The organism is Ramlibacter sp. MAHUQ-53, assembly GCF_052600055.1.
The window spans coordinates 129,505-155,333 of the sequence record NZ_JBQWTS010000005.1 but is presented as its reverse complement, the minus strand read 5'-3'; the positions used below and the strand labels follow the sequence as shown (position 1 = coordinate 155,333).

Sequence of the window (25,829 nt, the reverse complement as noted above, 5' to 3'; positions counted from 1 at the left end):
TCCTATACGTCTTGTGTGTTGCGGGCGGCGGGGGCCAATCAGGCCGTCAGCGCGGCTTTCATCTGTTCGAGGCGGGCCTTGACGGAGGTGTCGAGCACCTCGTCACCGACCACCACGCGGATGCCGCCGATGAGGGACGGGTCTTCCTGCACCGAGAGGTTGAGCTTGCGGCCGAACCGCTTCTCGAGCGCGGCGCCGACTTCAGCCAGCTTGGCCGCGTCGATCGCGAAGGCGCTGTACACCACGGCATCGGACGATCCGCCCTGGGCATTCTTGAGGGCCTTGAACTGCGTGGCGATCTCGGGAAGGGCCGCGAGGCGGCCGTTCTCGATGACGGTGCGCAGGAAGTTCTGGCCGGACGCCGGCAGTTGGACCTTGGCCACGCCCGTGATCACGTCGAAGACCTGCTGGTCGGTGACCTTGGGGTTAGCCGCGAAGTCCAGCAGCTGGGCGTTGCCGGCCACGGCGGCCAGCGCATCCAGCCACTGGGCCGTGCCGTTCAGGTCCGCGGAGGCGGCCTTGAACAGCGCCTCGGCATAGGGACGGGCGATGGTGGCGAGTTCAGCCATGGACAGTCCTTCTTACAGCTCGGTCTTCAGGCGGTCGAGCAGGTCAGCGTGCACGCCGGCGTTGACTTCGCGGCGCAGGATCTGCTCGGCGCCCTTGACAGCCAGCGCAGCCACTTGCTCGCGCAGGGCTTCGCGGGCCTTGACGGCCTGCTGGTCGGCTTCGGCCTTGGCGGCGGCAATGATCTTGTTGCCTTCTTCGGTGGCACGGCCTTTGGCTTCGTCGACGATGGCCTGGGCACGACGCTCGGCGTCAGCGCGCAGGGCAGCGACTTCGTTGCGGGCAGTGGCCAGCTCGGACTCGACGCGGCGGTCGGCGGCGGCGAGGTCGGCCTTGGCTTTGTCAGCGGCGGCCAGACCCTCGGCGATCTTGCGGGCGCGCTCATCGAGGGCCGCCGTGATGGGCGGCCAGATGAAGCGCATCGTGAACCACACAAGGATCGCGAAGACGATCGCTTGCAGGAACAGAGTCGCGTTGATGTTCACGGAACGGTCCTTTCCGTCGTGACGGCGCTAGCCGCCAATTACTTCAGGACGAAGGGGTTGGCGAAGGCGAACAGCAGGGCAATGGCCACGCCGATCAGGAAGGCGGCGTCGATCAGGCCGGCCAGAATGAACATCTTGGTCTGCAGCTCGTTCATCAGCTCGGGCTGGCGAGCAGAGGACTCGAGGTACTTGCCGCCCATCAGCGCGATGCCGATCGAAGCGCCGATAGCGCCCAGGCCGACGATGATGCCGCAAGCGAGGGCGACGAGACCGAGGATGTTTTCCATGAGATTGCTCCTAGTTAGAAAAGTGGAAAGAGAAAGGGAGAGAAAAGGGTTGCGAGATCAGTGCGCGTCGTGTGCCTGGCCCACGTAGATCAGGGTCAGCATCATGAAGATGAAGGCCTGCAGCGTGATCACCAGGATGTGGAACAGGGTCCACACGGTGCCGGCGAGCACATGGCCGATGGCCAGGCCGATGCCGGTGCCGGTCATCGCGAAGCCGCCGCCCATGAGGGCGATCAGCATGAACACGAGTTCGCCGGCGAACATGTTGCCGAACAGTCGCATGCCGTGCGAGACCGTCTTGGCGACGAACTCGATGATCTGCATGGCGAGGTTGAACGGCCACAGCGCGGGGTGGGCGCCGAAGGGCGCGGAAATGAGCTCGTGGCCCCAGCCGCCGAGGCCCTTGATCTTGATGTTGTAGAAGAAGCACACCAGCAGGACGCTGGTCGACAGGCCCAGGGTGGTGGACAGGTCGGCCGAGGGCACGACGCGCAGGTAATCCTTGAAGCCCAGGGCCGGGCCGGCGGTGTGCCAGGCGGCGGGCAGCAGGTCGACCGGCAGCATGTCCATGAAGTTCATCAGGAAGATCCAGACGAACACGGTCAGCGCCAGCGGGGAGACGAGCTTGCGGCTCTTCTCGTTGTGGATCACGCCCTTGGCCTGGGTCTCGACCATCTCGGCCAGGATCTCGACGGCAGCCTGGAAGCGGCCCGGCACGCCGGAGGTGGCGCGGCGAGCAGCCATCCACAGGATCAGGCAGCCCACGATGCCCAGCACCACGGAGAAGAACACCGAATCCAGGTTGAAAACGCTGAAGTCGACGATGGAAGTCTGCTTGACACTCTCGAAGGAGAAGTTCTTCTGCAGGTGCTGCAGGTGGTGCTGGATGTATTCACCAGCCGTCGGTCCGTGCTGTTCGGCAGACATCGTTTCAATTTCCGTTTCGTCGCGGGCGGCGCGCAATGACGAGCGCCACCCAGTACATCTTCGTTGCCAGGGCCACACCGGCCAGCAGCGCCAGCCAGTTCAACCCGGGCACCAGTCTCGGCGCGGCCAGCAGCAAGGCGACCGTCAATCCGAGCTTGACCCACTCCCACAACAGGATCATGGCGCCAGCCCCGCGCCGAAGCGCCCGGGCGAACACGCCTGCAGGCACCGCGACAGCGAGGGCTCCGTAGCCCAGGGACCAGCCGATGGCCGCGTTCCCGAACCAGGCACCGGCAGCCAAGGCCGCCAGCAAGCCCACCCCCACCTGAGCACCCACGACAGCCCAGGGTGACACCTGGGAAATCCGGCCACGCAACTCGTTCGCCTGCTCGGCGGTCAAGGGCGTGACGGGCGCCTCCTCGATCGGAGAATCCTGCAAATCTTCAGGAAGCGCGGGCGCAATCTTGTTGGTTTGGCTGCCGCGCACTTGAGCCCCTGAAATTCACAAAGCCTCTGATTATAGGTAGAAACCACGGGGTCTCGGCTAGCGTTTCGCGTCAGGTCCGTTTAAGTTGTGGGAACCTAAGTGTTTTGCAGTCATCGAGGGACACTGGCGCCTCGCACGCTGAATACTTTCCGGACCATGCCCCACCCTGACCGCGATCGCGAACGCAGCCTGGTCTGGCGCATGCGCCATTCCCTGCACCGCAGCATTCCCGCCCGCAGCGAGATCGCGGCCCACCCCTGGCTGCGTCCGGTCGCCGGCCAGCTGCTGGCGCCGCGCCTGTGGCACCTGCAGCACGAGGCGGTGGCGCGGGGCGTGGCCATCGGCCTGTTCTGGGCCTTCGTGATGCCGGTGGCCCAGATCCCGCTGGCGGTGGCCCACTGCGTCTGGTGGCACGCCAACATCCCCCTGGCGATTGCCGCCACCCTGGTCACCAATCCCCTGACCCTGGGCTTCTGGCTGTGGGCGGCCTACCAGGCCGGCGCCTGGTTCGTCGAGGCGCCACCCCTGGTGATGCCCGGCGCCGGCACCGGCCTGCTCGAATGGCTGCAAGCGCTGGGCAAGCCGGTGCTGGTGGGCATGGGCCTGTTCGCCACCACCGGCGCCTTGCTGGCCTACCTGGGCATCCAGTTGGCCTGGCGGGCCGTGGTGGCATGGCGCTGGCGCACCCGCCACGCCGGCCGCAAGGCGCGACAATCCCGGCCATGACTTCTCCCGCCTCCCGCGCCGACTCGCTGATCGAGTACCCCTGCCGCTTCCCCATCAAGGTGATGGGCGCCAAGGTGGAAGGCTTCGTCGCGGCCATCGCCAACATCGCCCTGCAGTTCGATCCCGGCTTCGACGAGACCGGCATCGAACTGCGTGACAGCAAGGGCGGCAACTACCTGGGCATCACCATCACCATCACGGCCACCAGCCGCGAGCAGCTCGACGAGCTGTATCGCACGCTATCCACGCACCCCATGGTCAAGGTGGTGCTCTGAGCGCCGAGCCCTGCGCGGAGGCCGCATGACCCTGCAGGTGCAAGCCCGGGGGCGGGTGGACTACCTGGCCACGTACGAGGCCATGCAGGCCTTCACCGCGGCGCGCGACGCCGCGACGCCCGACCAGCTGTGGATCTGCGAGCACCCGCCGGTGTTCACCCAGGGCCTGGCCGGCCAGGCCGGCCACGTGCTGGCGGCCGGCGACATCCCGGTGGTGCAGACCAACCGGGGCGGCCAGGTGACCTACCACGGCCCCGGCCAGGTGGTGGCCTACCCCCTCATCGACCTGCAGCGCGCGGGCTACTTCGTCAAGGAGTACGTCTACCGGATCGAGGAGGCGGTGATCCGCACCCTGGCGCATTTCGGCGTGACCGGCCTGCGCGTGGCGGGGGCCCCGGGCATCTACGTGAGCCTGTCCGACCCGTTCTCCCACCACCGGCCGGCCGGCCCGCAGCCGGCAGGCGACCCGTTCCGCGGCCTGGGCAAGATCGCCGCCCTGGGCATCAAGGTCAGCCGGCACTGCACCTACCACGGCGTGGCGCTGAACGTGGCCATGGACCTGGAGCCGTTCAACCGCATCAACCCGTGCGGTTATGCGGGCCTGCGGACGGTCGACCTTTCTACAATCGGTGTCGACACCACCTGGAACGAGGCGGCTGCCGTGCTGGGCCAGAAGCTCGGCGCGCTGCTCGCCCCCTGAGAACCCACCATGAGCTCCAACCCCGTCGTGCGCGAAGCGCAAAGCACCGAGAACTACAACGCCTCCGCCAAGCAGAAGGCCGCGGCCAAGCTCTCGCGCATCCCGGTCAAGGTCGAACAGGCCGAAGTGCTGAAGAAGCCGGAGTGGATCCGCGTCAAGGCCGGATCGCCCACGACCCGGTTCTACGAGATCAAGCAGATCCTGCGCGAGAACAAGCTGAACACGGTGTGCGAGGAAGCCTCCTGCCCCAACATCGGCGAGTGCTTCGGCAAGGGCACGGCGACCTTCATGATCATGGGCGACAAGTGCACCCGCCGCTGCCCGTTCTGCGACGTGGGCCATGGCCGCCCCGACCCGCTGGACCCGAACGAGCCGGAGAACCTGGCCAACACCATCGCCAAGCTGAAGCTGAAGTACGTGGTGATCACCAGCGTCGACCGTGACGACCTGCGCGACGGCGGCAGCCAGCACTTCGTGGACTGCATCCGGCGCACCCGCGAGCTCTCGCCCGAGACCACCATCGAGATCCTGGTGCCCGACTTCCGCGGCCGTGACGACCGTGCGCTGGAGATCCTGAAGGCCGCGCCGCCGGACGTGATGAACCACAACCTCGAGACCATCCCGCGCCTGTACAAGGAAGCGCGCCCGGGCTCGGACTACGCCTTCAGCCTGAACCTGCTCAAGAAGTTCAAGGCGCTGCACCCTAACGTGCCGACCAAGAGCGGCCTGATGGTCGGCCTGGGTGAGACGGACGAAGAGATCCTGCAGGTCATGCGCGACATGCGCGCGCACGACATCGACATGCTCACCATCGGCCAGTACCTGGCGCCGACCACCTCGCACCTGCCGGTGCGCCGCTACGTGCACCCGGACACTTTCAAGATGTTCGAGGAAGAGGCCTACAAGATGGGCTTCACCCACGCGGCAGTGGGCGCCATGGTGCGTTCGAGCTATCACGCCGACCAGCAGGCCCACGCCGCCGGCGTGGCCTGACCCCGCCCGGCGGCCCGCCCCTGCGCTGGCCTGAACCTCAACCCGCAGGCCAGGTGTAGACCTCGGCCTCGGGCTCGCCCGCCAGCGCCAGCTGGCGCACCACCTGCCCGGGCAGCACGTTCTCGCGCAGGTCCTTCATCACCTCCCGCGCGCCGCCGAAAGGCGCCAGCAGGTCCACCACCCAGACCTCCTCGCCCGAGCGCCAGTCCGCCGGCGTGAGGCGGTGCGGCAGGCAGCGGAAACGCCGCGCCACCTCGGGCGACAGGCGGGCCCACGACACGAAGGCCACCGGGGTTTCGTCACGCAGGTAGACCTTGGCCTGGTTCAGCATCAGCGGCGGCATGACGCGCCACTCCAGGTCGCTCAGGAGCGCGTGGCGCGTGGTCGGCGCGGCCAGCATCAGCCAGCTCACCGTGCCGAGCAGGGGCACCTTCTTCATGACCTTGGCGGCCTGGGTCCGGGCGAGCGCGGCCAGGGCGTCCAGGGGCTCGCCGTCGGCCGGCGCGGGCGGGAAGGTGGGGGATGCGGTCACGGGCACTCCTAGCGTTCGCGAAGGGACTCCTGCCACCCTCGCAGCAGGGGGCTGAGGAAGTAGTCGACCAGGCGGCGCCGGCCGGTGCGGATCTCGGCCGCCACGTTCATGCCGGGCACGGCCAGCCCCTCGGCGCCGTCGGCGCTGCGCGGCGTGCGCAGGGCATCCAGCCGGATCCGCACGGGATAGGCCGCGCCAAGCGCCGGGTCCTGGAGGGCGTCGGTGCCGACCCAGGTGACCTCGCCGCCGATCGCGCCGTGGCGCGTGAAGTCGAAGGCCTCGAGCTTGCTGGCCACCGGCTGGCCGACCCGCACATGGCCGATGTCGCGATTGAGCACCCGGGCCTCGACCTCGAGGGCGGCCTGCTGCGGCACCACGGTGAGCAGGGCCTGCGCCGGCGTGACGACGCCGCCCTCGGTGGCCACCGCGAGCTGCTGCACCACCCCGTCGATGGGGCTGCGCAGCACCTGCCACTCGCGCCGCTGCCGGGCCTTCACCAGCTCCTGCCCGGTGGCCTCGCGCCGGCGCCGGGCCTCGGCCAGCTCGGTGCGGATGCGCGAACGGAATTCCGCCTCGGCGAGCGCAACCTGGCGGTGCGCCGCCTGCCAGCCAGCCTCGGCCTCGCGCAGGCGGCTGGCCTGCAGGGCGAGGTCGCGCTCATGCTGCTGCGCCTCGAGCCGCGTGTCGATGAGGGCGCCGTCGGAGAGGAAGCCGGTGCGGGCCAGCGACTCGCGCATCTCCAGCCGCCGCCCCACCAGGGGTGCGCTGCGCGCGAGCGCCTCCAGCCCCGAGGCCAGCGTGTCACGCTCGGCCTGCCGGCGCACGGCTTCGGCCTGGAGGGCGTCCACCCGGGCGCGCTGCTCGACGGCGCGCGCGGCCAGCAGGGCCTGCTGGTGCGCGAGGAGGTCCGGCGGCATGCCGGGCAGCCCCGCCAGCGTGGCATGCCCGGCCAGCAGGCCGGCCAGGCGCTCCACGTCAGCCTGCGCCTCCCAGGCCTCGCGCTGCAGGCGCTCGCGGTCGGCGTCGCTGGCGGTGGGGTCGAGCTCGATCAGCACCTCGCCCGCCCGGACGGCCTGGCCGTCGCGCACTGCGATGCGGCGGACCACGCCGCCCTCGGGCGACTGCACGACCTTGCTGCGGCCGGAGGCGATCACGCGCCCTTGCGCGGTGATGACGATGTCGGTGCGGACCCAGCTGGCGTAGGCGAGCGTTGCGGCGAGCAGCGCGCACAGCGTCCACAGCACGAGGCGCGCGCGCAGGAGCGGCGGCTGCGCCTGCAGGGCGATGGCGTCGATGCCGAAGGGGTTGGCCGGCTCACGCATGGAGCGGCTCCAGGGGCGCGGCGCCGGCATCCGGCGCGCCGCGGTCGCTCGCAGCGGCGGAGGCACTCGACGCACTCGACGCACTCGACGCACTCGCAGCGCTCAGGTCGCCTGGCTCGCTGCCGGACACGGCGCGGCCCTGCCCGATCACGACCACGCGGTGCGCCAGCCGCAGCATGGAGGGCCGGTGCGCCACGACGACGACGCTGCGTTGCGCGCTCCAGGCGCGCAGCTGCGCCAGCAGCGCCGCCTCGCCCGCCTCGTCGAGCCAGGCACTGGGCTCGTCAAGCAGGAGTACCGCCGGGTCGGCGGCCAGGGCCCTGGCGATCGCGATGCGCGCCCGCTGCCCGCCGGACAGCCGCGCACCGCGCTCGCCGACCCGCGTGTCGTACCCCTGCGGCAGGCACAGGATGAACTCGTGCGCCCCCGCCGCGCGGGCGGCCTCGACCACGCGCTCCATCGGCAGGCCGGGGGCCGCCGCCGCGATGTTCTCGCGCACCGTGAGGTGGAACAGCACCGGCTCCTGCGGCACCACGGCCACCTGCCGGCGCAGCCAGGCCGGGTCCATCAGGGCGACGTCATGCCCGTCGACGAGGACCCGCCCGGCCTCGGGGGCGTGCAGCCGCTGCAGCAGCCGCAGCACGGTGGTCTTGCCCGCGCCCGATTCGCCGGCGAGGGCGACGATCTCGCCCGGGCGAACCTGCAGGCTGAAGCCGTCCAGCACCCGCGGCAAATGCGGCGCGTAGCGGAACGCCACGGCCTCCAGGCGCAGCTCGCCGCGCAGCGGCGGCGGCAGGCTGGTGCCCAACGCGAGCGCGGGCTCGGGGCGGACCTCCATGACCTGCGCGAGCCGGCGCAGGCTCACCCGCAGCTGCACCGTGTCCTGCCAGAGGGAGGCGAGCTTGAGCACGGGAGCATGGACACGGCTGGCCAGCATGTTGAAGGCGATCAGCCCGCCGACGGTGAGCGTGCCCGCGATCACCTCGCGGGCCCCCAGCCACAGCAGTGCCACGGTGAGCAGGCGCGAGGCCAGGGCCAGCGCCTGCTGCGTTCCCTGCGCCACCTGGCCGGCGTGGAAGGCTGCGCGCACCTGCCGCGCGAGGCGGCGCTCCCAGGCCCGCTGCCAGGCGGGCTCGAGCGCCTGGGACTTGAGGGTCTCGATGGCGCCGATGGCCTCGGTGAGGAAGGCCTGGTTCTCGGCGCCCAGCGCATGGCGGTCGTCCAGCTCACGCCGCAGGCGGGGCGCCAGGCCCCACGAGAGCAACGCGAAGACCGGCAGCGAGGCGGCGACCACCGCCGCGAGGCCCACGCTGTAGTGGGCCATGACCGCGAGGAAGATGAAGACGAACGCCAGGTCCAGCCCGCTGCCCAGTGCGGGGCCGGTGAGGAAGGCCCGCACGTTCTCCAGCTCGCGCAGGCAGGCGGCGGTGTCCGCCGGGCGCCGCCGGTCGAAGTAGGACAACGGCAGGCGCAGCAGGTGCCGGAAGACGCGCGCGCCGAGCGCCACGTCGAGCCGCTGGGCCGTGTGGTTGGACAGGTAGTGACGCAGGAGCGCAAGGACGGCCTCGAAGACGCCCAGGGCCAGCAGGCCCAGGACCAGCACGTCGAGGGTGGACGGGGTGCGCTGGGTGAGCACCTTGTCGATCACCACCTGCAGCACCAGCGGCGTGGCCAGTGCGAGCAGCTGCAGGAACAGCGACGCGAGCAGCACCTCGGCCAGCACGGCGCGGTGCGGGCGCAGGGCCTGCAGGAACCAGCCGAGGCCGAAGCGCGCCGCCCCGGGCGCCTCGCCCGCCAGCTCGCCCGGCGCACGCGGCACGGCCAGCCAGCGGCCGCCCCACAGGGCCGCGAGCGCGTCATCGCCCAGGGCCTGGGGCGCGGCCTCGCCGGCGCACTGCACGAGCCAGCCGCCGGCCGCGGCCGGCGAGGCCAGGAGGAGGCGACCATCCCGCGCCTCGGCGAGCACGGGCATCGGCCCGCGCCGCGCCCGGGAGAGCCGGCCACGGCGCGCCACCGGCTCCAGGCCCAGGGCCTGCAAGGCCAGGGCGGCCTGCGCAAGGCCGAGCGATCCGTCGGCGGCGCCATGCTCGCGCAGCAGCAGGGCGGCGTCGGGGTGCAGGCCGAAGAGGCCGGCGAACAGGCGCAGCACCTCGGCCTGCTGCGCCGCGCCGGCAGCCGGCGGGCGGGCGCTCATGCCGGCCTCCCGGGCGTGGCGCCGGCGGGGTCGTGCAGGGGCAGGAACGGGTCGATGGCGTACACATCGGCATCGCCGGGCAGCGGCGTGAAGGTGAGGGGCGGCGGCTCGGCCGCGGGCGAACTCGCCGCCCACGCCAGGAACACCTGGGCGCGGCGGGCGAGGTCCGCGGCCTCGTCGGCAGCCGCCGCCTGCGCGCCGAGCACCACGTCACCGGCCTGGGTGGTGGAGCCGTCGTCCAGCCGCACCGGGGAGGTGCCCAGGACCGTGTTGCCCTCGCTCGCCCAGGCTTCGCCGCCGCGCGCGAGGGAGATGCCGGCGACCTGCGTGTCCGAGATCGGCGTGAACGCGCCATCGGCCGCGAGCAGGCCGAACTCGGACCAGCGCGCGTCGGCGGCGTCGAACCAGCCGTCGCGGTTGCTGTCGAAGGCACGCAGGCCTTCGAGGTCCGAGGTGGCGCCGGGCTGGTAGCGGGCGAGGCTGATCTCGTCGATGCGGCGGACCGCGCCATCGCGGTCGTGGTCCCAGGCGAGCAGGGCGTCGTCGCCGGCGACCCACCCGATGCGCTCGATGCGGCCGTCACCGCCGAAGTCCGCATAGGCCACCGAATCCGCAGCGCCGACGAGGTCGATGCCGTCACCGGCGAGGTCGACCACCACCGGGCCGCCGTCCGCGCTGCTATCGACGAAGGGGTAGCCGTAGGTGCCGACCGCGAGCGTCATGTGGAACGGGGTGCGGTCGACGCCGTCCGTGGCCACCACGGTGAAGGTGGTCTGCCCGCCCTTCTCGCCGCGCGGGTCGTAGAGCCAGTCGCCCGTGGCGGTGTTCAGCGAGACGCTGCCGCGGTCCGGCGCGCGCGCGAGCTCCCAGGTGATGGGGCCGGGGCCGTCCACGTCCGTCGCGAGGAAGCGGCCGCGGTGCGGGCCCCAGGGGGTGGGCTCCTTGGGTGCGGGGTCGTCGCCGAGGACCACCGGGGCATCGTTGACGGCGTGCACCGTGACACGGGCGGTGGCCTCGGCGCTACCGCCACGGCCGTCGCTGGCGCGGTACAGGAAATCGGCGGGGCCGTGGTAGTCCGGCGCGGGCACGAACCGCACGGTGCGGGCGACGGGGTCGAGCTCGTAGGTCCCCGCGCCGGGGACCTGGGGCGTGATGGCCTCGATGGTGAGGCGTTCGCCGGTGGCCGGCGTGTCCGGGTCGGTGTCGTTGGCCAGCAGCTGGTCGAAGCTGATGAGGACGGTGCCGGGGTCCTCGTTGACGTGGAAGCTGTCGTCCGCGGCGCGGGGCGGGTGGTTGGTGCGCGCGAGGTCGATGCGCACGGTGGCCGCCGCCGTCGCGCCCTCGGCGTCCGCCACGGTGTACGAGAAGCCGGCGGGACCCGCGTAGCCGGGCTCGGGGTCGAAGACCACGCCGGCTTCGGTCAGCGACACCGTTCCGTGCGCGGCGGGGCCGACGCGCACGAGGCGCAGGCCGGTGGGCGTCTCGGCGTCGGTATCGTTGGCCAGCAGGGCCTCGGGCGTGAAGGTGTAGCGGGTGTCCATCACGCCGGTGAACGATTCGCCGGTTGCCGCCGGCGCGTCGTTCACCGGGGCGAGCTCGACCTGCACCTGCCCGTGCGCCGACGCGGTGCCGTCGCTGACGACATAGCGGAAGCCAGCCAGGCCCGCGTACTCGGGGTCGGGCGTGAACTCGATGCGCGGCGTGCCGTCCGGCGCGGCCACCATGCGCACGCTGCCGTGCAGGACGGCGTCGATCGACGTGATGCGCAGGGTGTCGCCGTCGGGATCCCGGTCGTTCGCGAGGAGCAGCCCGGGATCGAACAGGAGCACGGTGTCTTCCTGTGCCGAGACGGCCTCACCCTGGACCACGGGCGCATGGTTCTCAGGTGGCGGTGGCGGTGGCGGTGGCGGAGGCGGAGGCGGAGGCGGAGGCGGTGGTGCCGGTGCCGGTGCCGGTGCCGGTGCTGGTGCTGGTGCCGGCGCTGGTGCTGGTGCCGGCGCTGGTGCTGGTGCCGGCGCTGGTGCTGGTGCTGGTGCTGGTGCTGGTGCTGGTGCTGGTGCTGGTGCTGGTGCTGGTGCTGGTGCTGGTGCCGGTGCCGGTGCTGGTGCCGGTGCCGGTGCCGGTGCTGGTGCTGGTGCCGGTGCTGGTGCCGGTGCTGGTGCCGGTGCTGGTGCGGGAGGCGACGATGGCGCGGGCGCCTGGGCGCGCACCGGCTCGGTCGCCGGATGCGGCACAGCGGGCACCATGCCGGGCCCCAGGGGCTGCGCCTGGAAGGGCGGCGGTACGTCGGCGAGCGGCCACCGGCCCGGTGCAGCGTAGTGAACGATGGCGCCCGGGTCGAAGGGCGCCACCTCATCCGCTCCCCAGGCCCCTGGCCGATCCCGCGCGATCAGCGGCTCGGCCACGGACACCCGCACCAGGCCACCGGGTATCGCCGGCCAGGCCCCGCCGGGGCCGTCGGCGGCATCGGTCGCCGCACCCGCCCCACCGCTGTCCGTGCCCGCCGGGGATCGGAAGATGGCGACATCCGGACGCCCCGCCACCGACAGGGCCGAACCGCCGCCCGACTCCCCGGCCACCGGCATGGCCACGGCCGCCCCGGAGAAGCCCAGCGCCACCGACGCCATGAGCGCCCCCTCCGACGCGAACAGGTCCCCCTGGGCCGCGCGGACCATGCCCGCCGTCACCTCGACGCGGGACTGCGCGAGCGAGGTCGCGGCAGGCCGGCCGGTGAGCCGCGCATCGCCCGGCCGCACCACCGCAGGCTGCCGCCCCCGCGCGTCCTCCCCCTCATGGACACGGGCATCGACTTCGCGCGTGTTGACCGCATGGAAATACGCGTCAACCTGACCTTCGTCGGCTTCGCGCAGTTCGGTGACGCCCACCGCCTCGCCCTGACCCGCCCGCACGAGCCGGCCCTGCGACTCGCCCGTGATGGCGATGAGGCCGGCGGTTTCGCGGCGGCCATCGGACCATTCGAGGACGAGCCCCCCGGGCTGCAGCACGAGGGCCGCCAGGCCGCTGTCGGCCAGCGACACGGTCTCGTCATGCCCGCCGCTGCGGCTGGCGCCATCGCCCTCGAGATCGACCCACAGCCTCAGCGCGTGGAAGGCGGGATCGCGTGCGTCGATGCGGCCATCCCGGTTGGTGTCGAGGCCCTCGGGGTCCGCCCCGATCAGCTCGCGCGGCTGCAGCAGGCCGTCGCCATCGAGGTCCAGGCCGACCAGGGCCTGGCCCGGTGCGGCCCACCGGGTGCGCTCGAGGAAGGCGTCCGCATCCAGGTTGACCAGCACCTCGCGCGCGGGCCCGATGGCCGCGGCGGGCCGCCCCAGCGAGATGACGGTCAGGCCCTGCCGGCTGCCGTCCTCGCTGGCCTCGGGGGCCTGCCAGAGCTCACCGGCGAGCGGCCGCTCGCGCAGCGTCTCCAGGCGCACCTCCAGCGGGACGCCGGCCTGCGCCTGCTCGACCCAGTGCGCCCGCAGCCCCTCCACCTGCCAGTCGGGCGCGAGTGCGTAGTGTTGCGCCAGCCGGGCGAAATCGAGGCCGAGCTGGTAGGCATAGGGCGGGTAGTCGTCCTGCGCGCCGGTCCACAGCGGCCCCTGGGAGAGGGGGCTGTCGTCCCGCCAGCCGCGGCGGCCGAACTCGTCGTAGTACCGCACCTGCTGGCGGCCCTGGTCGTCGACCCAGGTCAGCGAGTACGGCGTGAGGCCTCCCGCCTGGTACATCCCCACGTGCAGCGCGGGCAGGCCGTCGGGGATGAGCGCCCACCCCGGCATCTGGGCGGCGACCTGCTGGGCCAGGCCCTCGGTGAGTTGCGTGAGCATGTCCCTCGCGATGCGCTCGCCGCCGTTTTCACCGGGCGGGCTGGTGAAGGCGAGGGCGCCGTCGTCGGCCCATCCCGCGCAGGCGTCGCCGGTGACGGGAGGCGGGTCCTCGTCGGCGATCAGCGAGAAGCCGATACTGAGCGCGATGGCCATCGGCCCGGCCCAGGCCGATCCGCTGAGGGATCCATACAGGCCGAGGCCGCCGCTGATGATGCCGGCCACGTCGCCGGCCTCGATCGCGAGGGCCAGCTGCAGGCCGGGGATGACGCCGGACACGGCGTCCCCGAGCCCGAGCCAGCCTGCAATCTCGCGGCTGGCCTCCAGCCCGAAGGTGTCGGCCAGGCGGATCGCTCCCAGCGCGATGCGCGCGGCATCGCCTTCCTCCACCGCTTGCCAGAGGGACAGGGCGGCCGACACCGGGTCCAGCGAACCCAGGCCGGAGGCCTCGCCCAGGGCGCCTTGCTGGAGGCCATCGATCTCGCGGTAGACCCCCAGGACCGCCTCGACGCGCTGCGAGTCGTCGAGCGTGGACCACTGGTCCAGGCGCAGGAAGGCCGAGCCGGCGGACAGCCCCGCCCCGGCCCCGGCGAGGGAGGCGTCGGGTAGCGGCGCGCGCGGGTGGGGCTCGGGGGAATCGGCGGGCCGGTCGGAGGGCGGGACGTCGAGGGGATGGGTCGGGCCCTCGATGTCGTCCAGCACCGCGTCGGACTCGAAGGCAGCGGCCGTCACGACCGGCTCCAGGCTCGCGTGGAGCTGGCCGGTGGCATCGGTCACGACGATGCGGCCGGTGGCCGGGTCACGCTCGAGCGTGTCGCCTGGACGGGTGCGCAGGCGCTCCTGGCCCTCCTCGTCGAGGACGACCACGACGCTGGCGCCGTTGCGGTCGGTCACGTTGCGCAGGATGAAGGCCGGGCCGTCGGGGTGGGCGGGATCCTGGGGGACGCGGGTGTCGATGGCGTCACCGGCCGACGAGTCGGGCGGGGTAGGCTGCGGTGATGGGCGCCGGCCCGCAACCCAGTCGTCGACCGTAGGGTCGCCGCGGCCCGCACCCTCAAACAGACGGCCGCCCTCATAGGTCGACCACCGCTCGTTGCCATAGTTGTCGATGGACGCGTCGTGGAGGAAATAGCGGTCTGGATTGGGGCGTAGCCCCTCGGGGATAGGCCCGACCGGGATGCCCTGGGCTTCCAATGTCCCAACTGCCATCTCGAGGGTCACGCCCGATATGCCATCAGGGTTGTAGCCGCCGCCTATGGTGGCATGGACGCCGGGCACCTTGATGACCCGAGCCTCCCCGTCGAACGGCATCAAGACAAAGGAGTAGCGCGGATCATCGGACACCAGCAACAGGGGTGGATTCGCGAGCCCCGGCGGAACGGTCGTGTTGCGTACCCCGTCGGCCTGGAGCACGGGGTCAAAGAAGGTGGCCTGAGCGACGTTCGCGGAGCCGGGAGGAATCAGGCCTTCGATTCCGCGGTCGTGTAACTCGTTGAGGAACACGAGGGCACTGGCTGAGCCACGACTGTAGCCGCTGACGGTGAAGACGATTTCGGCGTCGGGATTCTCGGTGAGGATCTCGGACACGCGTCGACGGACCTCCTCATAGGCGTAGTCCGCGTTGGCATTGACGATCCGTCCTGCATTCATGGGCAACGCATCCCAGACGCTCGGCTCGGTGTAAGGAAGCGCGACACCATTGCCATCGGTGGCACCCGCTGCGTTCAACTGTGCGCCGGGGCCGGGTATGTAGATGGTGTTTTGGATATCCCCCTGCGTTTGCTGCAACTGGGTCAGCAAGAAGATGTTCGTCGGCGATTCGCCCGGCCTGGGAAATTTGCCGTTGTTATGGGTCCCATCGAAATTGACGTTGATGACGATGGCGGAGGACGACGCCGTCTGGTTGACGGGAAATGACTGAGCGGCATTTCGCATCTCCTCGATTTGTCGGACTTGCTCAGCTGAAGCGGCGCGGTAGGGCGTCGTGCCCGTCACACCGATGTAACCCCTGTCCCGAAGGGAGGGGGCCAGGTAGGGCTGGTCGTCAGCGGACATGGGCCTCTACCCGCTCCGGGACGGTGTCCCACTTACTGTCGAAGTCGATGTCCTGCGCCGGTGTCCCCGGGACAGTCGCAACAATATGCTCCTCCCGGACATAGACCGCCGGCCCTACCGTGCCTGGTGGTTTCAGGCGCTCGGCAACAGGCCTCAGGTTGAAGACGATCTGCCACTTGAGTACGAGCCAACCGTCGGCCACAGCGATCGCGAACAGAGGCGGATGGTCACCAGTGGGACCAAAGGTACGGCGCTCTCGCTGGTGCTGCAGGAGAATCTGGCGGGTCTCGGCAAACTCACGCACCAAGCGCCCGACGTCGACGCGCTCTGCGATGAACTGACGACCGTCCTTGAGTTTCCAGCGGACATCCAGCGGGTAAAAGCCTGTGAGGCCGACAATGAATCCGGACCCCTCACCACCCGAAAAGTCTCCCCACGCGCGCTGGCTGTGGGGACTGTAGTTCACTTGTGCGCGGGCGACTTGCCGCTCGAACATCACCCGGTCCTGCGCGACGCCGAAGTTGTAGACCGGATGCCCGCCAGGGATCGCCGATGCTCCCGCCTGCCCCCCTGGCGAAGCGCACCCGACCAGCCACAGCAGCAGCAGAACGCTGCTCCCCCACCGGCCATACCGCACGAGCCGTCTTGCACTGTCCACGCCACGCATCACGCCTCCCCGGCACACGCGCACGCACGCCGACCACGTACTGCCTGCTTGCTTCGTGGACGGCTCCGGGTCATGCCGGCCCAGGGGGCCGGCGGCCTCTGCGGGCGGCCTCGGATGCCATCCTCCCTGGGTCGCCGGGCCCGCGGGCCCGGCGACGGACGAAGGCTCGTCTGCGGGCCATTCTTCCACCCACCGGACCCGGCCCTGGCCGCGGGGATGTCAGATCTGACAGGGCTTATCCTCCCACCCCATGCCCGCCAACCTCCACGCCCTGGGCGCCATCGCGCTCTGGGCCTCGCTGGCCTCGCTCGGCCTGGCGCTCTCGCATGTCCCGCCCTTCCTCCTCACCGGCCTCGCCCTGGTGATCGGCAGCGTCCCGGCCTGGCCGCTCGTGCGCCAGTGGCGGATCCCCCTGCGCACGCTGGCCCTGGGGATCTACGGCCTGTTCGGCTATCACCTCCTGCTGTTCATCGCGCTGCGATTGGCTCCGCCCGTGGAGGCCAACCTGGTGAACTACCTGTGGCCCCTGCTGATCGTGGTGCTGGCCCCGGTATTCCTGCCCGGGATGCGGCTGCGGCCGGCCCATGTGGTCGCCGCCCTGGCGGGCTTCACCGGCGCAGCCATCGCCATCCTCGGCGGCGGGCCCGCCACGGCCGGCAGCAGTTGGTCCTGGGGTTACCTGCCGGCGCTCGGCGCGGCCTTCGCCTGGTCCACTTACTCGCTGTGGACCCGGCGCGTGCCCGCCTTCCCCACCGCGGCGATCGGGCTGTTCGGGCTGGTGTCCGGCCTGCTGTCGCTGGCCTGCCATGCGCTGTTCGAACCCGCGGTCAGCCTGACCACGACCGACTGGGTCCTGGTCACCCTGATGGGCCTGGGCCCGCTGGGCGCCGCGTTCTTCCTCTGGGACAAGGCCCTCAAGCAGGGCGACGCGCGCCAGATCGGCATCCTGAGCTACATCACGCCGCTGGCGTCGACCGTGCTGCTCATGCTGGTGAGCGGCCGGCAGCTCTCCACGAGCATTGCCCTGGCAGCCGCCCTGATCATCGGCGCGGCGATCGCGGGAACCCGCGGGTAGGGGGCATCAGCGGGTGAGGCGGGGCCGCCTCACTCCATCAGCTTGGCCGGCTCCTCGGCCTCGACCACCTCGAGGGCCCAGGGCGCCAGCTTGACGGTGTCGGCCCGCAGCACCTCCTGCTTCACGGCCAGGATCTGCGCCGGGTGCATGGAGAACGAGCGCAGCCCCAGCCCCAGCAGCAGGCGGGTGAAGCTCACGTCGCCCGCCATCTCGCCGCACACGCTCACCGGCTTGCCCTGCGCGCGGCACTCGGCGATGGTGTCGGCCACCAGGCGCAGCACCGCGGGGTGGCACGGGTCGTACAGGTGGGCGACGGATTCGTCGGCACGGTCGATCGCCAGGGTGTACTGGATCAGGTCGTTGGTGCCGATCGAGAGGAAGTCGAAGTACTTGAGGAAGGTCTTGAGCGTGAGCGCCGCGGCCGGGATCTCGATCATCGCGCCCAGGCTCACCGGCCCGTAGGCCACGCCCCGGTTGTCCAGCTCGGCGCGGGCGAAGTCGACCAGCGACAGCGTGTGCCGGATCTCGCTCACGTGCGCCAGCATCGGGATCAGCATGTTCACCTTGCCGTGCGCCGCCGCCCGCAGGATGGCGCGCAGCTGCGTGAGGAACATCGCCGGGTCCGCCAGGCTCCAGCGGATCGCGCGCAGGCCCAGGGCGGGGTTCAGGTGCGCCAGGTCACGCTGCTGCGTGTCGTCCAGCGGCTTGTCGGCGCCCACGTCGATGGTGCGGATGGTCACCGGCAGGCCCTGCATGCCTTCCACGGCGCGGCGGTAGGCCAGGTACTGCTCCTCCTCGTCCGGGAGCTTGCCGTGGCGGCCCATGAACATGAACTCGCTGCGGAACAGGCCCACGCCCACCGCGCCGGCCTCGAGCGCGCCGGCGGCGTCCTCGGGCAGTTCGATGTTGGCCACCAGGTCGACCTTCTGGCCGTCGAGCGTGACGGCGGGGGTGTGCTTGAGGCGCGCGAGGCGGCCGCGTTCGAGTTCGGCCTGGCGCTGCTTGAAGCCGTACTCGGCGAGGATGATGGGCGAGGGGTCGACGATCATCACGCCGGCGTCGCCGTCGATGATGACCCAGTCGTCCTGGCGCACGAGCTGGCTGGCGCTGCGCGCGCCCACAACCGCCGGGATGTCCATGCTGCGCGCGACGATGGCGGTGTGCGAGGTCTTGCCGCCCACGTCCGTCACGAAGCCCGCGAACACCGACTGCTTGAACTGCAGCATGTCCGCCGGGGAGAGGTCGTGCGCGATCAGCACCAGGGGCACGTCCACCGTGCCATCGAGCAGCAGGTCCTGCTGGCGCGGTGCGGTGGCGCGCTTGGCCGGCGGCGCCGCCACCGGCGAGGCCACGCCCTTCATGTACCGCAGGATGCGCTCAGCCACCTGCTCGAGGTCGGCCTTGCGTTCGCGCAGGTAGTCGTCCTCCATCTCGTCGAACTGGCGCGAGAGCGACTCGAGGTGCGTGGTCAGCGCCCACTCGGCGTTGTAGAGGCGGTCGGAAATCCAGTGCTTGACGCCGGCGATGAGGTCCTCGTCCTGCAGCAGCATCAGGTGCACGTCGAGCAGGGCGGAGAGCTCGTGCGGCGCCTCCTTCGGGCCCATGCCCGCGATGGTCTGCTGCAGGCGGTGGAGCTCGTCCACCACCGCGTTGCGGCCGGCGCGGATGCGGGCGATCTCCGCCTCGACCTGGTCCGGCTCGATGAAGTAGTGCGCCACGTCGACCCGGCCGCCCATGAGCACGGCGCGGCCGATGGCAATGCCGCGTGCGACGGGAAGTCCGTGGATCGCGAAGGTCATGGCGTCTCCAGCCCGGTGGCGGGCCTCATTCTCCCTCGCCGAACTTGTCGGCGATCAATGCCAGCAAGGCATCCATGGCCTCCTGCTCACGCTCACCCTCGGTCTCGAGCACGACCTCGGAGCCCAGCCCGGCGGCCAGCATCATCACGCCCATGATGCTCTTGGCGTTGACGCGCCGCTCGCCGCGGGAGATCCACACCTCGCAGGGAAAGCTGCCTGCCAGCTTGGTGAGCTTGGCCGAGGCGCGGGCATGCAGGCCCAGCTTATTGCTGATGGTCGTGGTGGTCCGGGTCATGGGTCGGTCGCTTCTGGTTCTGGGGGGCGGTCACGGTCACCTGCATCACGCCCTGCGTGCCGCCGCTGACGGCACGCGCGACGAGCGAGTCCATCGACTCGTGGCGGTAGCTCACGCTGCGAAGCAGCATCGGCAGGTTCACGCCAGTGACCAGCCGCGAGCGCACGCCATCGACGAGCTTCTGCGCCACGTTGCTCGGGGTGGCGCCGAAGATATCGGTGAGCACGAGCACGCCGGTGACCTGGGGGGAGTGCGTGAGCTGCTCCATCGCGATGCGGGCGGTGGCCAGCGTCTCCTCGGGGGAGAGGTTCGGCTGCACGTCGATCGCGCCGACACCGGCGCCGCAATCCGGGAACACGTGCAGGGCGCACTGCCGCAGCGCGTGCGCCAGGGGCGCGTGGCCGATGATCAGGATCGCGTTCATTGCCGTTGATTATCCTGCCTGCCGGCCACCGACCAGGCCCAGGCCGCGACGCTGGCGACCAGGAACACCGCCATCGCCGCCCGGAAGCTTGGCGGGTCGGCCCAGCCCAGGGCGCGGAAGCCGTCCACCAGAAGGCCGATGCCCCACTGCACGAGGAAGATGCCGGAGAAGATGACCAGGTTGTAGGCCGAGAGCGCGCGCCCGGCCAGCGCCGGCGGGAAGGCCAGGCCGACCGCGGGCTGCGCCAGCGAGGCGAAGGTGGTGCCGGCGCAGAACGCCGCCCAGTGCCAGGCCCCGGCCTCCTCGCCCTGGAGGATGATCGCGACCATCGCCGCAAAGCCCAGGGGCAGGCCGCGGGCGATCAGCCGGTCGGTGGTCCAGCCGCGGGCGAACAGCCAGGGCGTGAGCAGCCCCCAGCCCCAGAACGAGGCCAGCATGCACAGGTTGATGGTGAACAGGCCCGTCGCCGCCTGCGCCGGCGTGTAGCCCGCCACGCGCACCAGCCAGGGCCCGGCCCACAGCGTCTGCATGGCGACCATGCCCCCGTACGTGATCAGGCCCACCGGGACCATGCGCCGGAAGTAGGGGTGGCGCCAGACCTCGCGGTAACTGGTGTCGCCATCGCCGTCCGCGGGCCGGGCGGCCGGCCATGCCGGCACCTTCCAGGCGATCACCACCCAGGCCAGCGCGAGCAACGCCGCCAGGCCCCAGAACAGCGGGCGCCAGCCCACCACCGGCATCAGCCACTGCACCGGCAGCGTCGAGGCCACCATGCCGCTGGAGCCCGTCATGAGCATCCAGGAGTTGGCGCGCATCTGCGCGTGGGGCGTGAGCCAGCGGCGAAAGCCGGTCATGGGCGCCATCAGGCTGGCGCTCAGGCCGACCCCGCACAGCACCCGCGCGGCGAGCAGGCCCGAGAAGCCGGTGGCCAGGGAGAACGCCAGGCAGGCCGCCACGGCCACGGCCATGAAACCGAGCACCACCCGCTTCGGGCCGTGGCGGTCCAGCCAGCGCCCCAGGGGCAGCTGCGTGATCGCGAAGCCGATGAAGTAGCCGCCGGCGAGCAGGCCGAGGTCTCGCGCGTTCAGCGCGAATTCCTGGGTGAGGGTGGGCGCCAGGGTGGCGGTGATCGCGCGCACCAGCGCGGAGAAGAAGTAGGCGAACGCGAAGGCGATGAACACCACCACCGCGTCACGGCGAGACAGGAGCATCCGCGGATTATGGGTGGAGCTTCGGGGCAGAATTCCCCCATGAACTCACTTGACGGCATCCGAGTCCTGGACCTCTCCCGCGTGCTCGCCGGCCCCTGGTGCACCCAGACCCTGGCCGACCTGGGCGCCGACGTGATCAAGATCGAGCGCCCCGGCACCGGCGACGACACCCGCGGCTGGGGCCCGCCCTTCCTGCAGGACACCGAGGGCCGGGACACGCCGGAGTCGGCCTACTACCTGGGCGCCAACCGCAACAAGCGCTCGGTCACCTGCGACATCGCACGTCCCGAGGGCCAGGCCCTGATCCGCGAGCTGGCGGCGCATTGCGACGTGTTCGTCGAGAACTTCAAGGTCGGCGACATGGCCCGCTACGGCCTGGACTACGACAGCCTGCGCGCGATCAACCCGCGCATCGTCTACTGCAGCATCACCGGCTTCGGCCAGGACGGCCCCTACGCCGAGCGCGCCGGCTACGACTACGCGGTCCAGGGCATGGGCGGCCTCATGAGCATCACCGGCGAGCGCGACGACCTCGGCGGCGGCCCCCAGAAGGTGGGCGTGGCCGTGGCCGACCTGTTCACCGGCCTGAATGCCACCGTGGCCATCCTGGCGGCGCTGCGCCACGCCGAGCGCACCGGCGAGGGCCAGCGCGTCGACATGGCCCTGCTGGACACGCAGGTGGCCATGCTCGCCAACCTCGGGGCCAACTACCTGGTCTCGGGCAAGGTGCCGGGACGGGCCGGCAACGCCCACGCCAACATCGTCCCCTACCAGGTGTTCGAGGTCGCGCCCAAGGCCGATGGCTCGGCCGACCACATCATCCTGGCGGTGGGCAATGACGGCCAGTTCGCCAAGTTCTGCGAGGTGGCAGGCTGCGGGGAACTCGCCGCGGACCCGCGGTTCATCCGCAACCAGGACAGGGTGCGCCATCGCGCCACCCTGGTGCCGATGCTCGAGGCGGTGATGAAGACGCGGCCGAAGGCGCAGTGGCTGTCGGCCCTGGAGGCCGCCAAGGTCCCGTGCGGCGCCATCAACAACCTGGCCGAGGTCTTCGACGACCCGCAGGTCAACGCGCGGGCCATGGTCGACACCTGGGCCCACCCGCACCGGCCCGGCTTGCGCCTGGTCGCCAGCCCGATCAAGCTTCGGGGCACGCCCGTGCGCAAGGACCTGCCGCCGCCGCTGCTGGGGCAGCACACGCGGGAGGTGCTGGCCGATGTCCTCGGGCTCGAGGCCGACCGCATCGAGGCGCTGCAACGCGAGCAGGTGATCTGAGAGGGATTCGAATGGCCCACTTCGTCCTCGTCCATGGCGCCTGGCATGGCGGCTGGTGCTGGCAGCGCGTGCTGCAGCAGCTGGCCGCGCAGGGGCACCGCGCCCATGCCGTCACGCTCACCGGCGTGGGCGAGCGCGCCCACCTGCTGTCCCCGGCGATCACGCTGGAAACGCACATCGCCGACATCACCGCCCTCATAGAGGCCGAGGAACTGCGTGACGTGGTGCTGGCGGTGCACTCGTACGCCGGCATGCTCGGCACCGCCGTCGCCGACCGTATGGGCGAGCGGCTGCGCCACCTCGTGTACGTGGACGCGGTCGTACCGCAGCCGGGCGAGATGTGGTGCAGCACGCATTCCGCCGCCACCCGAGAGGCGCGCATCGCCGCGTGCGAGGCCTCGCCCGACTACGCCTTCCCGCCGCCCGACCCCTCGGCCTTCGGCCTGGCCGGCGAGGACCACGCATGGGTGCAGCGCCGCCAGGTGCCGCATCCGGGGCACACGTACACCACGCCGCTGCCTTTCGACGCGGCGCGCGTGGCGCGCACACCACGCACCTTCATCGACTGCACGCGGCCGGCGCTGGCCACCATCGACGCCAGCCGGCAGCGCGTTCGCGACCCGGCTTTCTGGGGCGGCCAGTGGGCGGCCGGCGGCGGCGCACGCATCGTCGAACTCGCCACCGGCCACGACCCCATGGTGAGCGCGCCGCGCGAACTGGCCGACCTGCTGGCCGCCTGCGCCTAGCCAAAAGGTCGCAAACCGATGCGTTTTCTCCTAGAGTGTCAACTGCAGAGATGACACCCGGAGGGGAAGTGAACGACAAGTCGAACGGGACCGGCGCAACGGCGCCCGGCGCCGCCGCCACAGCGGCCCCGGCGGCGCCTGCCCGCGAACCGCTCCAGCCGGTCTCCGGCCCGCAGCTGGCCTCGGCCATCGGGGCCGCGCTGGCCGCCCCCCTGGCCCGCCTCGAACACCTGGCGGCCAGCCTGCGCGCGCGCCGCGACCTGCCCGAGGCCGAACAGGCCGAACTCGACGCGGGCCTGTCCGACATCCACCGCATTGCCATCCAGAGCCAGCAGGTCGGTCGCCTGGCCCACGGGCGCCTGCGCCAGTCGCACGAGAAGCTGGCCCTGCACCAGGCGGTGCATGACATCCTGCTGGAACGCCATGCGGCCTTCCAGGCCCGGGGCATGGAGGTGCGCCAGAGCCTGCGGGCCGTCGAGGTCATCGTCGACGCAGGCCTGCTCGTCGGCCTGCTGGGCGCCGCCACCGATTGGGCCGCGCACCAGGGCTCGCACCTGATGGTGAAGCTGGGGATGCAGAACTGGCCCGAGCACGGCCTGCTGGTGATCAAGGCGGTCGGCGCCGCGGCCGGGCGCGACCCGGACTGCCTCGCCTGGTTCCTCGTGCAGCACTTCGCGCAGGCCATGGAGGTCCGTGTCGACCGCGCCTTCGACGCCGAGTCGGCGCAGCTCACCCTGGAGTTCACCCGGACCGTGCGCAACCTCTCCGGCCTGACCACGCTCGACACCGAGCGCAAGGACAGCGGGCCCGACACCTGGCTGGTCGCCAGCGGCAGCAGCCGTCAGTTCGCGGGATCCCGTGTCCTCCTGGTCACCGACGACCCCGCGCTGCAGCGGGACGTCGCGCGTGTCTGTCAGCGCCTGGACCTGCGACTGGACACCGTGCCCTCGACCAGCAAGGCCACCCGCGCCTGCGAGCTGTCCACCCCACACCTGATCGTCATCGACGAGAACCTGCACGACGCCGACTTCGACCACCTGCATGCCGACCTCCTGCAGCGCAACCTGCGCTTCCCGGTGATCGAGGTGGCGCCGCAGAACAGCGGCTTCGCCATCTCGTCCTGGGACGCATCCAGCACCAGCCGCATCGGCCGCGATTCCATCCGAGAGCGGCTGCCGGAGGCGATCGAGATGGAACTGGGCAAGGCGGCCTGACTCCAAGTCCTACAATTTCGGACTCAGACAGGATCCTGATCGATGAAGACGCGTGTTTGGAGTGCCGCCCTGGTGGCCGTCGTCGTGGCCGCAGCGGCCGCCGTCTACCTGGGCACCGGCCGCTCCGCGGCCCCGGCCTCCACCTTCGTGCTGCTCGATGGCAGCCAGCAGACCACCGCCAGCCTCAAGGGCCAGGTGACGCTGGTCAATTTCTGGGCAACCAGCTGCGTGACCTGCGTGGCCGAGATGCCCGAACTGGTGGCCACCCACGAGAAGTACCGCAGCCGCGGCTACCAGACGCTGGCTGTGGCCATGAGCTACGACCCGCCGGCTTACGTGGTCAACTTCACGCAGAGCCGCAAACTGCCGTTCCAGGTGGCGATCGACAACACCGGCGCCGTGGCCAAGGCCTGGGGCGATGTGGCGCTCACCCCCACCACCTACCTGGTGAACAAGCGCGGCGAGATCGTCAAGCGCTATGTCGGCGCGCCCGACTTCGCCGAGCTGCACAAGCTGATCGAGAAGCTGCTGGCGGAGGCCTGAGCCCCCGCCGCAGGCGCCGAATCAGTTGGCGCGGTAGTTGTCGTGGCAGGCCTTGCAGCTGGCCGCGGTGCTCCCGAACGCGGTCTTGAGGTTGTCCAGATTGTTGGTCTTGGCGGCCGCCGACAGCTTGGCGGTCTCGGCCACCATCTTCTCGGCGTAATCCTTGAACTTGGCCTGCTCCGCCCAGATCTCCGGCTTCGCCTTGGCGGACAGCTTCTCGCTGCCGGGCACGAAGCCGGCCCAGGGCAGGCGGGAGAGTTCGCTGAGCACCTGTGCGTTGTCCTGGGCGACCTTGGCGTCGAAGGGCACCCGGCCATTGGCCATCTGGCCCAGGCGGGTCAGGTGGGTGCCCATCAGGCTCAAGGCGCTCTGGCGGTACTTCACCGCGTCCTCCGGCTTGGCGAACTGGGCGCTGGCGGGGACGGCGGCCAGTGCGGAAACGGCCAGGATCAGGGTCGCGGGGAATTTCATCAGGTCTCCAGTTGGTTGATGGACAAGCGACACAATGTATACATGAATCATGAGACCGTGCGGGTCTGGGACCTGCCCACCCGACTCTTCCACTGGGCCTTGCTCGCCTGCGTGATCGGCCTATTCGTCACCGCCTACGCGCCCGGCAACTGGATCGACTGGCATGCGCGCCTGGGGTTCTCGGTGCTCGCCCTTCTGCTGTTCCGGCTGGTCTGGGGATTCATCGGCGGGCACTGGTCACGCTTCGCGACCTTCCTGCCCAGCCCGGGTCGCATCCTGGCCCACCTGCGCGGGCAGCCCGGCGAGGCGCAGCGGCTGGGGCACAACCCGCTGGGATCACTGTCCGTCCTGGCCATGCTGGCCGTACTCGCCGCCCAGGTCGGCACTGGCCTGGTGGCCGATGACGAGATCGCCTTCACCGGCCCGTTGAACCGCTTCGTCAGCACGGCGAGCGGCCTGGCTGCCACCGCCTGGCACAAGGGCTGGGGCCAGTGGTTGCTCCTGGGTCTCATCGGCCTGCACGTGGCCGCCATCGTCTTCTATGCACGGGCGCGGCGTACCGATCTGGTCGGGCCCATGCTCCATGGGGACAAGCGAGTGGCTGGCCCGGCAATCTCCGCGCGCGATGACCTGGTCGTTCGGCTGTGCGCGCTGGTGGCGTTCACCGCGTGCGGCGCTGGGGTCTACGTGCTGGTAAACCTCCTGCCGCCTGCCTGAGGCCCGCGCTACACTGAGCCT

Annotated in this window: 25 protein-coding genes; 10 read left to right on the top strand and 15 right to left on the bottom strand. The window is 71.0% G+C overall.

Going from position 1 to position 25,829, the window contains the following annotated elements; translation table 11 throughout:
- Window positions 1–38: 38 nt before the first annotated feature.
- From ACT80S_RS09690 to ACT80S_RS09670, 5 genes are read right to left on the bottom strand one after another with little or no spacing between them, the layout of a single operon-like run.
- Window positions 39–569 (bottom strand): F0F1 ATP synthase subunit delta, encoded by a 531-nt coding sequence (locus ACT80S_RS09690; RefSeq protein ID WP_377415421.1) that lies wholly within the window; start codon window positions 567–569, stop codon window positions 39–41.
- 12 nt (window positions 570–581) lie between these two features.
- Window positions 582–1,052, bottom strand: coding sequence for a F0F1 ATP synthase subunit B (locus ACT80S_RS09685; RefSeq protein WP_377415420.1), 471 nt, complete (start codon window positions 1,050–1,052; stop codon window positions 582–584).
- Window positions 1,053–1,090: 38 nt separating this feature from the next.
- Window positions 1,091–1,339, bottom strand: coding sequence for a F0F1 ATP synthase subunit C (atpE, locus tag ACT80S_RS09680; protein WP_377415419.1), 249 nt, complete (start codon window positions 1,337–1,339; stop codon window positions 1,091–1,093).
- Between the two features lie 57 nt (window positions 1,340–1,396).
- Window positions 1,397–2,266, bottom strand: a complete 870-nt coding sequence (gene atpB, locus ACT80S_RS09675) for a F0F1 ATP synthase subunit A (RefSeq protein WP_377415418.1) — start codon at window positions 2,264–2,266, stop codon at window positions 1,397–1,399.
- A gap of 4 nt (window positions 2,267–2,270) precedes the next feature.
- Window positions 2,271–2,753: an ATP synthase subunit I gene (locus ACT80S_RS09670; RefSeq protein WP_377415417.1), complete on the bottom strand. Its 483-nt coding sequence runs from the start codon at window positions 2,751–2,753 to the stop codon at window positions 2,271–2,273.
- A gap of 156 nt (window positions 2,754–2,909) precedes the next feature.
- Here ACT80S_RS09670 and ACT80S_RS09665 point away from each other — a divergent pair, with 156 nt between their 5' ends.
- From ACT80S_RS09665 to lipA, 4 genes are read left to right on the top strand one after another with little or no spacing between them, the layout of a single operon-like run.
- The gene (locus tag ACT80S_RS09665; protein ID WP_377415416.1) at window positions 2,910–3,479 is read left to right on the top strand and encodes a DUF2062 domain-containing protein; all 570 of its coding nucleotides are present in this window, start codon (window positions 2,910–2,912) and stop codon (window positions 3,477–3,479) included.
- Window positions 3,476–3,754, top strand: coding sequence for a YbeD family protein (locus ACT80S_RS09660; protein WP_377415415.1), 279 nt, complete (start codon window positions 3,476–3,478; stop codon window positions 3,752–3,754). Before ACT80S_RS09665 ends, ACT80S_RS09660 begins: the two co-directional genes overlap by 4 nt.
- 25 nt (window positions 3,755–3,779) lie before the next feature.
- Complete coding sequence (lipB, locus tag ACT80S_RS09655; RefSeq protein WP_377415414.1) at window positions 3,780–4,454, top strand: lipoyl(octanoyl) transferase LipB; 675 nt, start codon at window positions 3,780–3,782, stop codon at window positions 4,452–4,454.
- Window positions 4,455–4,463: 9 nt separating this feature from the next.
- Window positions 4,464–5,447: a lipoyl synthase gene (gene lipA, locus ACT80S_RS09650; protein ID WP_377415413.1), complete on the top strand. Its 984-nt coding sequence runs from the start codon at window positions 4,464–4,466 to the stop codon at window positions 5,445–5,447.
- Between the two features lie 37 nt (window positions 5,448–5,484).
- Here the strand turns inward: lipA and ACT80S_RS09645 are convergent, their stop codons facing one another.
- From ACT80S_RS09645 to ACT80S_RS09625, 5 genes are all read right to left on the bottom strand, one after another.
- Window positions 5,485–5,979, bottom strand: coding sequence for a toxin-activating lysine-acyltransferase (locus ACT80S_RS09645; RefSeq protein WP_377415412.1), 495 nt, complete (start codon window positions 5,977–5,979; stop codon window positions 5,485–5,487).
- 8 nt (window positions 5,980–5,987) lie between these two features.
- Entirely contained in the window at window positions 5,988–7,301 is a 1,314-nt protein-coding gene (locus ACT80S_RS09640) for an HlyD family type I secretion periplasmic adaptor subunit (protein WP_377415411.1), read from the bottom strand.
- Window positions 7,294–9,495, bottom strand: coding sequence for a peptidase domain-containing ABC transporter (locus ACT80S_RS09635; RefSeq protein ID WP_377415410.1), 2,202 nt, complete (start codon window positions 9,493–9,495; stop codon window positions 7,294–7,296). Before ACT80S_RS09635 ends, ACT80S_RS09640 begins: the two co-directional genes overlap by 8 nt.
- Window positions 9,492–14,210, bottom strand: a complete 4,719-nt coding sequence (locus ACT80S_RS09630) for an Ig-like domain-containing protein (RefSeq protein WP_377415409.1) — start codon at window positions 14,208–14,210, stop codon at window positions 9,492–9,494. Before ACT80S_RS09630 ends, ACT80S_RS09635 begins: the two co-directional genes overlap by 4 nt.
- A gap of 1,150 nt (window positions 14,211–15,360) precedes the next feature.
- Entirely contained in the window at window positions 15,361–16,038 is a 678-nt protein-coding gene (locus tag ACT80S_RS09625) for a hypothetical protein (protein WP_377415408.1), read from the bottom strand.
- Between the two features lie 250 nt (window positions 16,039–16,288).
- On the opposite strand from ACT80S_RS09625, the gene ACT80S_RS09620 reads away from it, so the two are divergent.
- Window positions 16,289–17,113: a DMT family transporter gene (locus ACT80S_RS09620; RefSeq protein ID WP_377415407.1), complete on the top strand. Its 825-nt coding sequence runs from the start codon at window positions 16,289–16,291 to the stop codon at window positions 17,111–17,113.
- A 29-nt stretch (window positions 17,114–17,142) separates the two neighbouring features.
- On the opposite strand, the gene ptsP is transcribed toward ACT80S_RS09620, so the two are convergent.
- From ptsP to ACT80S_RS09600, 4 genes are read right to left on the bottom strand one after another with little or no spacing between them, the layout of a single operon-like run.
- Window positions 17,143–18,912 carry a phosphoenolpyruvate--protein phosphotransferase gene (gene ptsP / locus ACT80S_RS09615; RefSeq protein ID WP_377415406.1) on the bottom strand — a complete coding sequence of 590 codons (1,770 nt, stop codon included), beginning with the start codon at window positions 18,910–18,912 and terminating at the stop codon, window positions 17,143–17,145.
- Between the two features lie 25 nt (window positions 18,913–18,937).
- On the bottom strand, window positions 18,938–19,207 hold the full coding sequence (locus ACT80S_RS09610) for an HPr family phosphocarrier protein (RefSeq protein ID WP_377415405.1): 270 nt from the start codon (window positions 19,205–19,207) through the stop codon (window positions 18,938–18,940).
- A complete protein-coding gene (locus ACT80S_RS09605) occupies window positions 19,176–19,631 on the bottom strand; it encodes a PTS sugar transporter subunit IIA (RefSeq protein WP_377415404.1) in 456 nt (151 codons plus the stop codon). The genes ACT80S_RS09610 and ACT80S_RS09605 overlap by 32 nt, the downstream gene beginning before the upstream one ends.
- Window positions 19,628–20,842: an MFS transporter gene (locus ACT80S_RS09600; RefSeq protein ID WP_377415403.1), complete on the bottom strand. Its 1,215-nt coding sequence runs from the start codon at window positions 20,840–20,842 to the stop codon at window positions 19,628–19,630. The genes ACT80S_RS09605 and ACT80S_RS09600 overlap by 4 nt, the downstream gene beginning before the upstream one ends.
- A 39-nt stretch (window positions 20,843–20,881) precedes the next feature.
- Between ACT80S_RS09600 and ACT80S_RS09595 the strand changes: the two genes are divergently transcribed.
- From ACT80S_RS09595 to ACT80S_RS09580, 4 genes are all read left to right on the top strand, one after another.
- Window positions 20,882–22,117: a CaiB/BaiF CoA transferase family protein gene (locus ACT80S_RS09595; RefSeq protein ID WP_377415402.1), complete on the top strand. Its 1,236-nt coding sequence runs from the start codon at window positions 20,882–20,884 to the stop codon at window positions 22,115–22,117.
- 11 nt (window positions 22,118–22,128) lie between these two features.
- Window positions 22,129–22,863, top strand: a complete 735-nt coding sequence (locus ACT80S_RS09590; RefSeq protein WP_377415401.1) for an alpha/beta fold hydrolase — start codon at window positions 22,129–22,131, stop codon at window positions 22,861–22,863.
- A 68-nt stretch (window positions 22,864–22,931) separates the two neighbouring features.
- A complete protein-coding gene (locus tag ACT80S_RS09585) occupies window positions 22,932–24,077 on the top strand; it encodes a hypothetical protein (RefSeq protein WP_377415400.1) in 1,146 nt (381 codons plus the stop codon).
- Between the two features lie 42 nt (window positions 24,078–24,119).
- Entirely contained in the window at window positions 24,120–24,620 is a 501-nt protein-coding gene (locus tag ACT80S_RS09580; RefSeq protein WP_377415399.1) for a TlpA disulfide reductase family protein, read from the top strand.
- A gap of 21 nt (window positions 24,621–24,641) precedes the next feature.
- Here ACT80S_RS09580 and ACT80S_RS09575 read toward each other — a convergent pair whose 3' ends face one another.
- Window positions 24,642–25,091: a c-type cytochrome gene (locus ACT80S_RS09575; RefSeq protein WP_377415398.1), complete on the bottom strand. Its 450-nt coding sequence runs from the start codon at window positions 25,089–25,091 to the stop codon at window positions 24,642–24,644.
- A 42-nt stretch (window positions 25,092–25,133) separates the two neighbouring features.
- On the opposite strand from ACT80S_RS09575, the gene ACT80S_RS09570 reads away from it, so the two are divergent.
- Window positions 25,134–25,808, top strand: a complete 675-nt coding sequence (locus tag ACT80S_RS09570; RefSeq protein WP_377415397.1) for a cytochrome b/b6 domain-containing protein — start codon at window positions 25,134–25,136, stop codon at window positions 25,806–25,808.
- Window positions 25,809–25,829 lie beyond the last annotated feature (21 nt).

Excerpts from the sequence above, each read along its gene's own strand:
- ACT80S_RS09690 (WP_377415421.1), bottom strand. The coding sequence starts at position 569 with ATGGCTGAACTCGCCACCATCGCCCGTCCCTATGCCGAGGCGCTGTTC.
- atpE (WP_377415419.1), bottom strand. The coding sequence starts at position 1,339 with ATGGAAAACATCCTCGGTCTCGTCGCCCTCGCTTGCGGCATCATCGTC.
- atpB (WP_377415418.1), bottom strand. The coding sequence starts at position 2,266 with ATGTCTGCCGAACAGCACGGACCGACGGCTGGTGAATACATCCAGCAC.
- ACT80S_RS09665 (WP_377415416.1), top strand. The coding sequence starts at position 2,910 with ATGCCCCACCCTGACCGCGATCGCGAACGCAGCCTGGTCTGGCGCATG.
- ACT80S_RS09660 (WP_377415415.1), top strand. The coding sequence starts at position 3,476 with ATGACTTCTCCCGCCTCCCGCGCCGACTCGCTGATCGAGTACCCCTGC.
- lipB (WP_377415414.1), top strand. The coding sequence starts at position 3,780 with ATGACCCTGCAGGTGCAAGCCCGGGGGCGGGTGGACTACCTGGCCACG.
- lipA (WP_377415413.1), top strand. The coding sequence starts at position 4,464 with ATGAGCTCCAACCCCGTCGTGCGCGAAGCGCAAAGCACCGAGAACTAC.
- ACT80S_RS09640 (WP_377415411.1), bottom strand. The coding sequence starts at position 7,301 with ATGCGTGAGCCGGCCAACCCCTTCGGCATCGACGCCATCGCCCTGCAG.
- ACT80S_RS09635 (WP_377415410.1), bottom strand. The coding sequence starts at position 9,495 with ATGAGCGCCCGCCCGCCGGCTGCCGGCGCGGCGCAGCAGGCCGAGGTG.
- ACT80S_RS09625 (WP_377415408.1), bottom strand. The coding sequence starts at position 16,038 with ATGCGTGGCGTGGACAGTGCAAGACGGCTCGTGCGGTATGGCCGGTGG.
- ACT80S_RS09620 (WP_377415407.1), top strand. The coding sequence starts at position 16,289 with ATGCCCGCCAACCTCCACGCCCTGGGCGCCATCGCGCTCTGGGCCTCG.
- ptsP (WP_377415406.1), bottom strand. The coding sequence starts at position 18,912 with ATGACCTTCGCGATCCACGGACTTCCCGTCGCACGCGGCATTGCCATC.
- ACT80S_RS09610 (WP_377415405.1), bottom strand. The coding sequence starts at position 19,207 with ATGACCCGGACCACCACGACCATCAGCAATAAGCTGGGCCTGCATGCC.
- ACT80S_RS09605 (WP_377415404.1), bottom strand. The coding sequence starts at position 19,631 with ATGAACGCGATCCTGATCATCGGCCACGCGCCCCTGGCGCACGCGCTG.
- ACT80S_RS09600 (WP_377415403.1), bottom strand. The coding sequence starts at position 20,842 with ATGCTCCTGTCTCGCCGTGACGCGGTGGTGGTGTTCATCGCCTTCGCG.
- ACT80S_RS09595 (WP_377415402.1), top strand. The coding sequence starts at position 20,882 with ATGAACTCACTTGACGGCATCCGAGTCCTGGACCTCTCCCGCGTGCTC.
- ACT80S_RS09590 (WP_377415401.1), top strand. The coding sequence starts at position 22,129 with ATGGCCCACTTCGTCCTCGTCCATGGCGCCTGGCATGGCGGCTGGTGC.
- ACT80S_RS09580 (WP_377415399.1), top strand. The coding sequence starts at position 24,120 with ATGAAGACGCGTGTTTGGAGTGCCGCCCTGGTGGCCGTCGTCGTGGCC.
- ACT80S_RS09575 (WP_377415398.1), bottom strand. The coding sequence starts at position 25,091 with ATGAAATTCCCCGCGACCCTGATCCTGGCCGTTTCCGCACTGGCCGCC.
- ACT80S_RS09570 (WP_377415397.1), top strand. The coding sequence starts at position 25,134 with ATGAATCATGAGACCGTGCGGGTCTGGGACCTGCCCACCCGACTCTTC.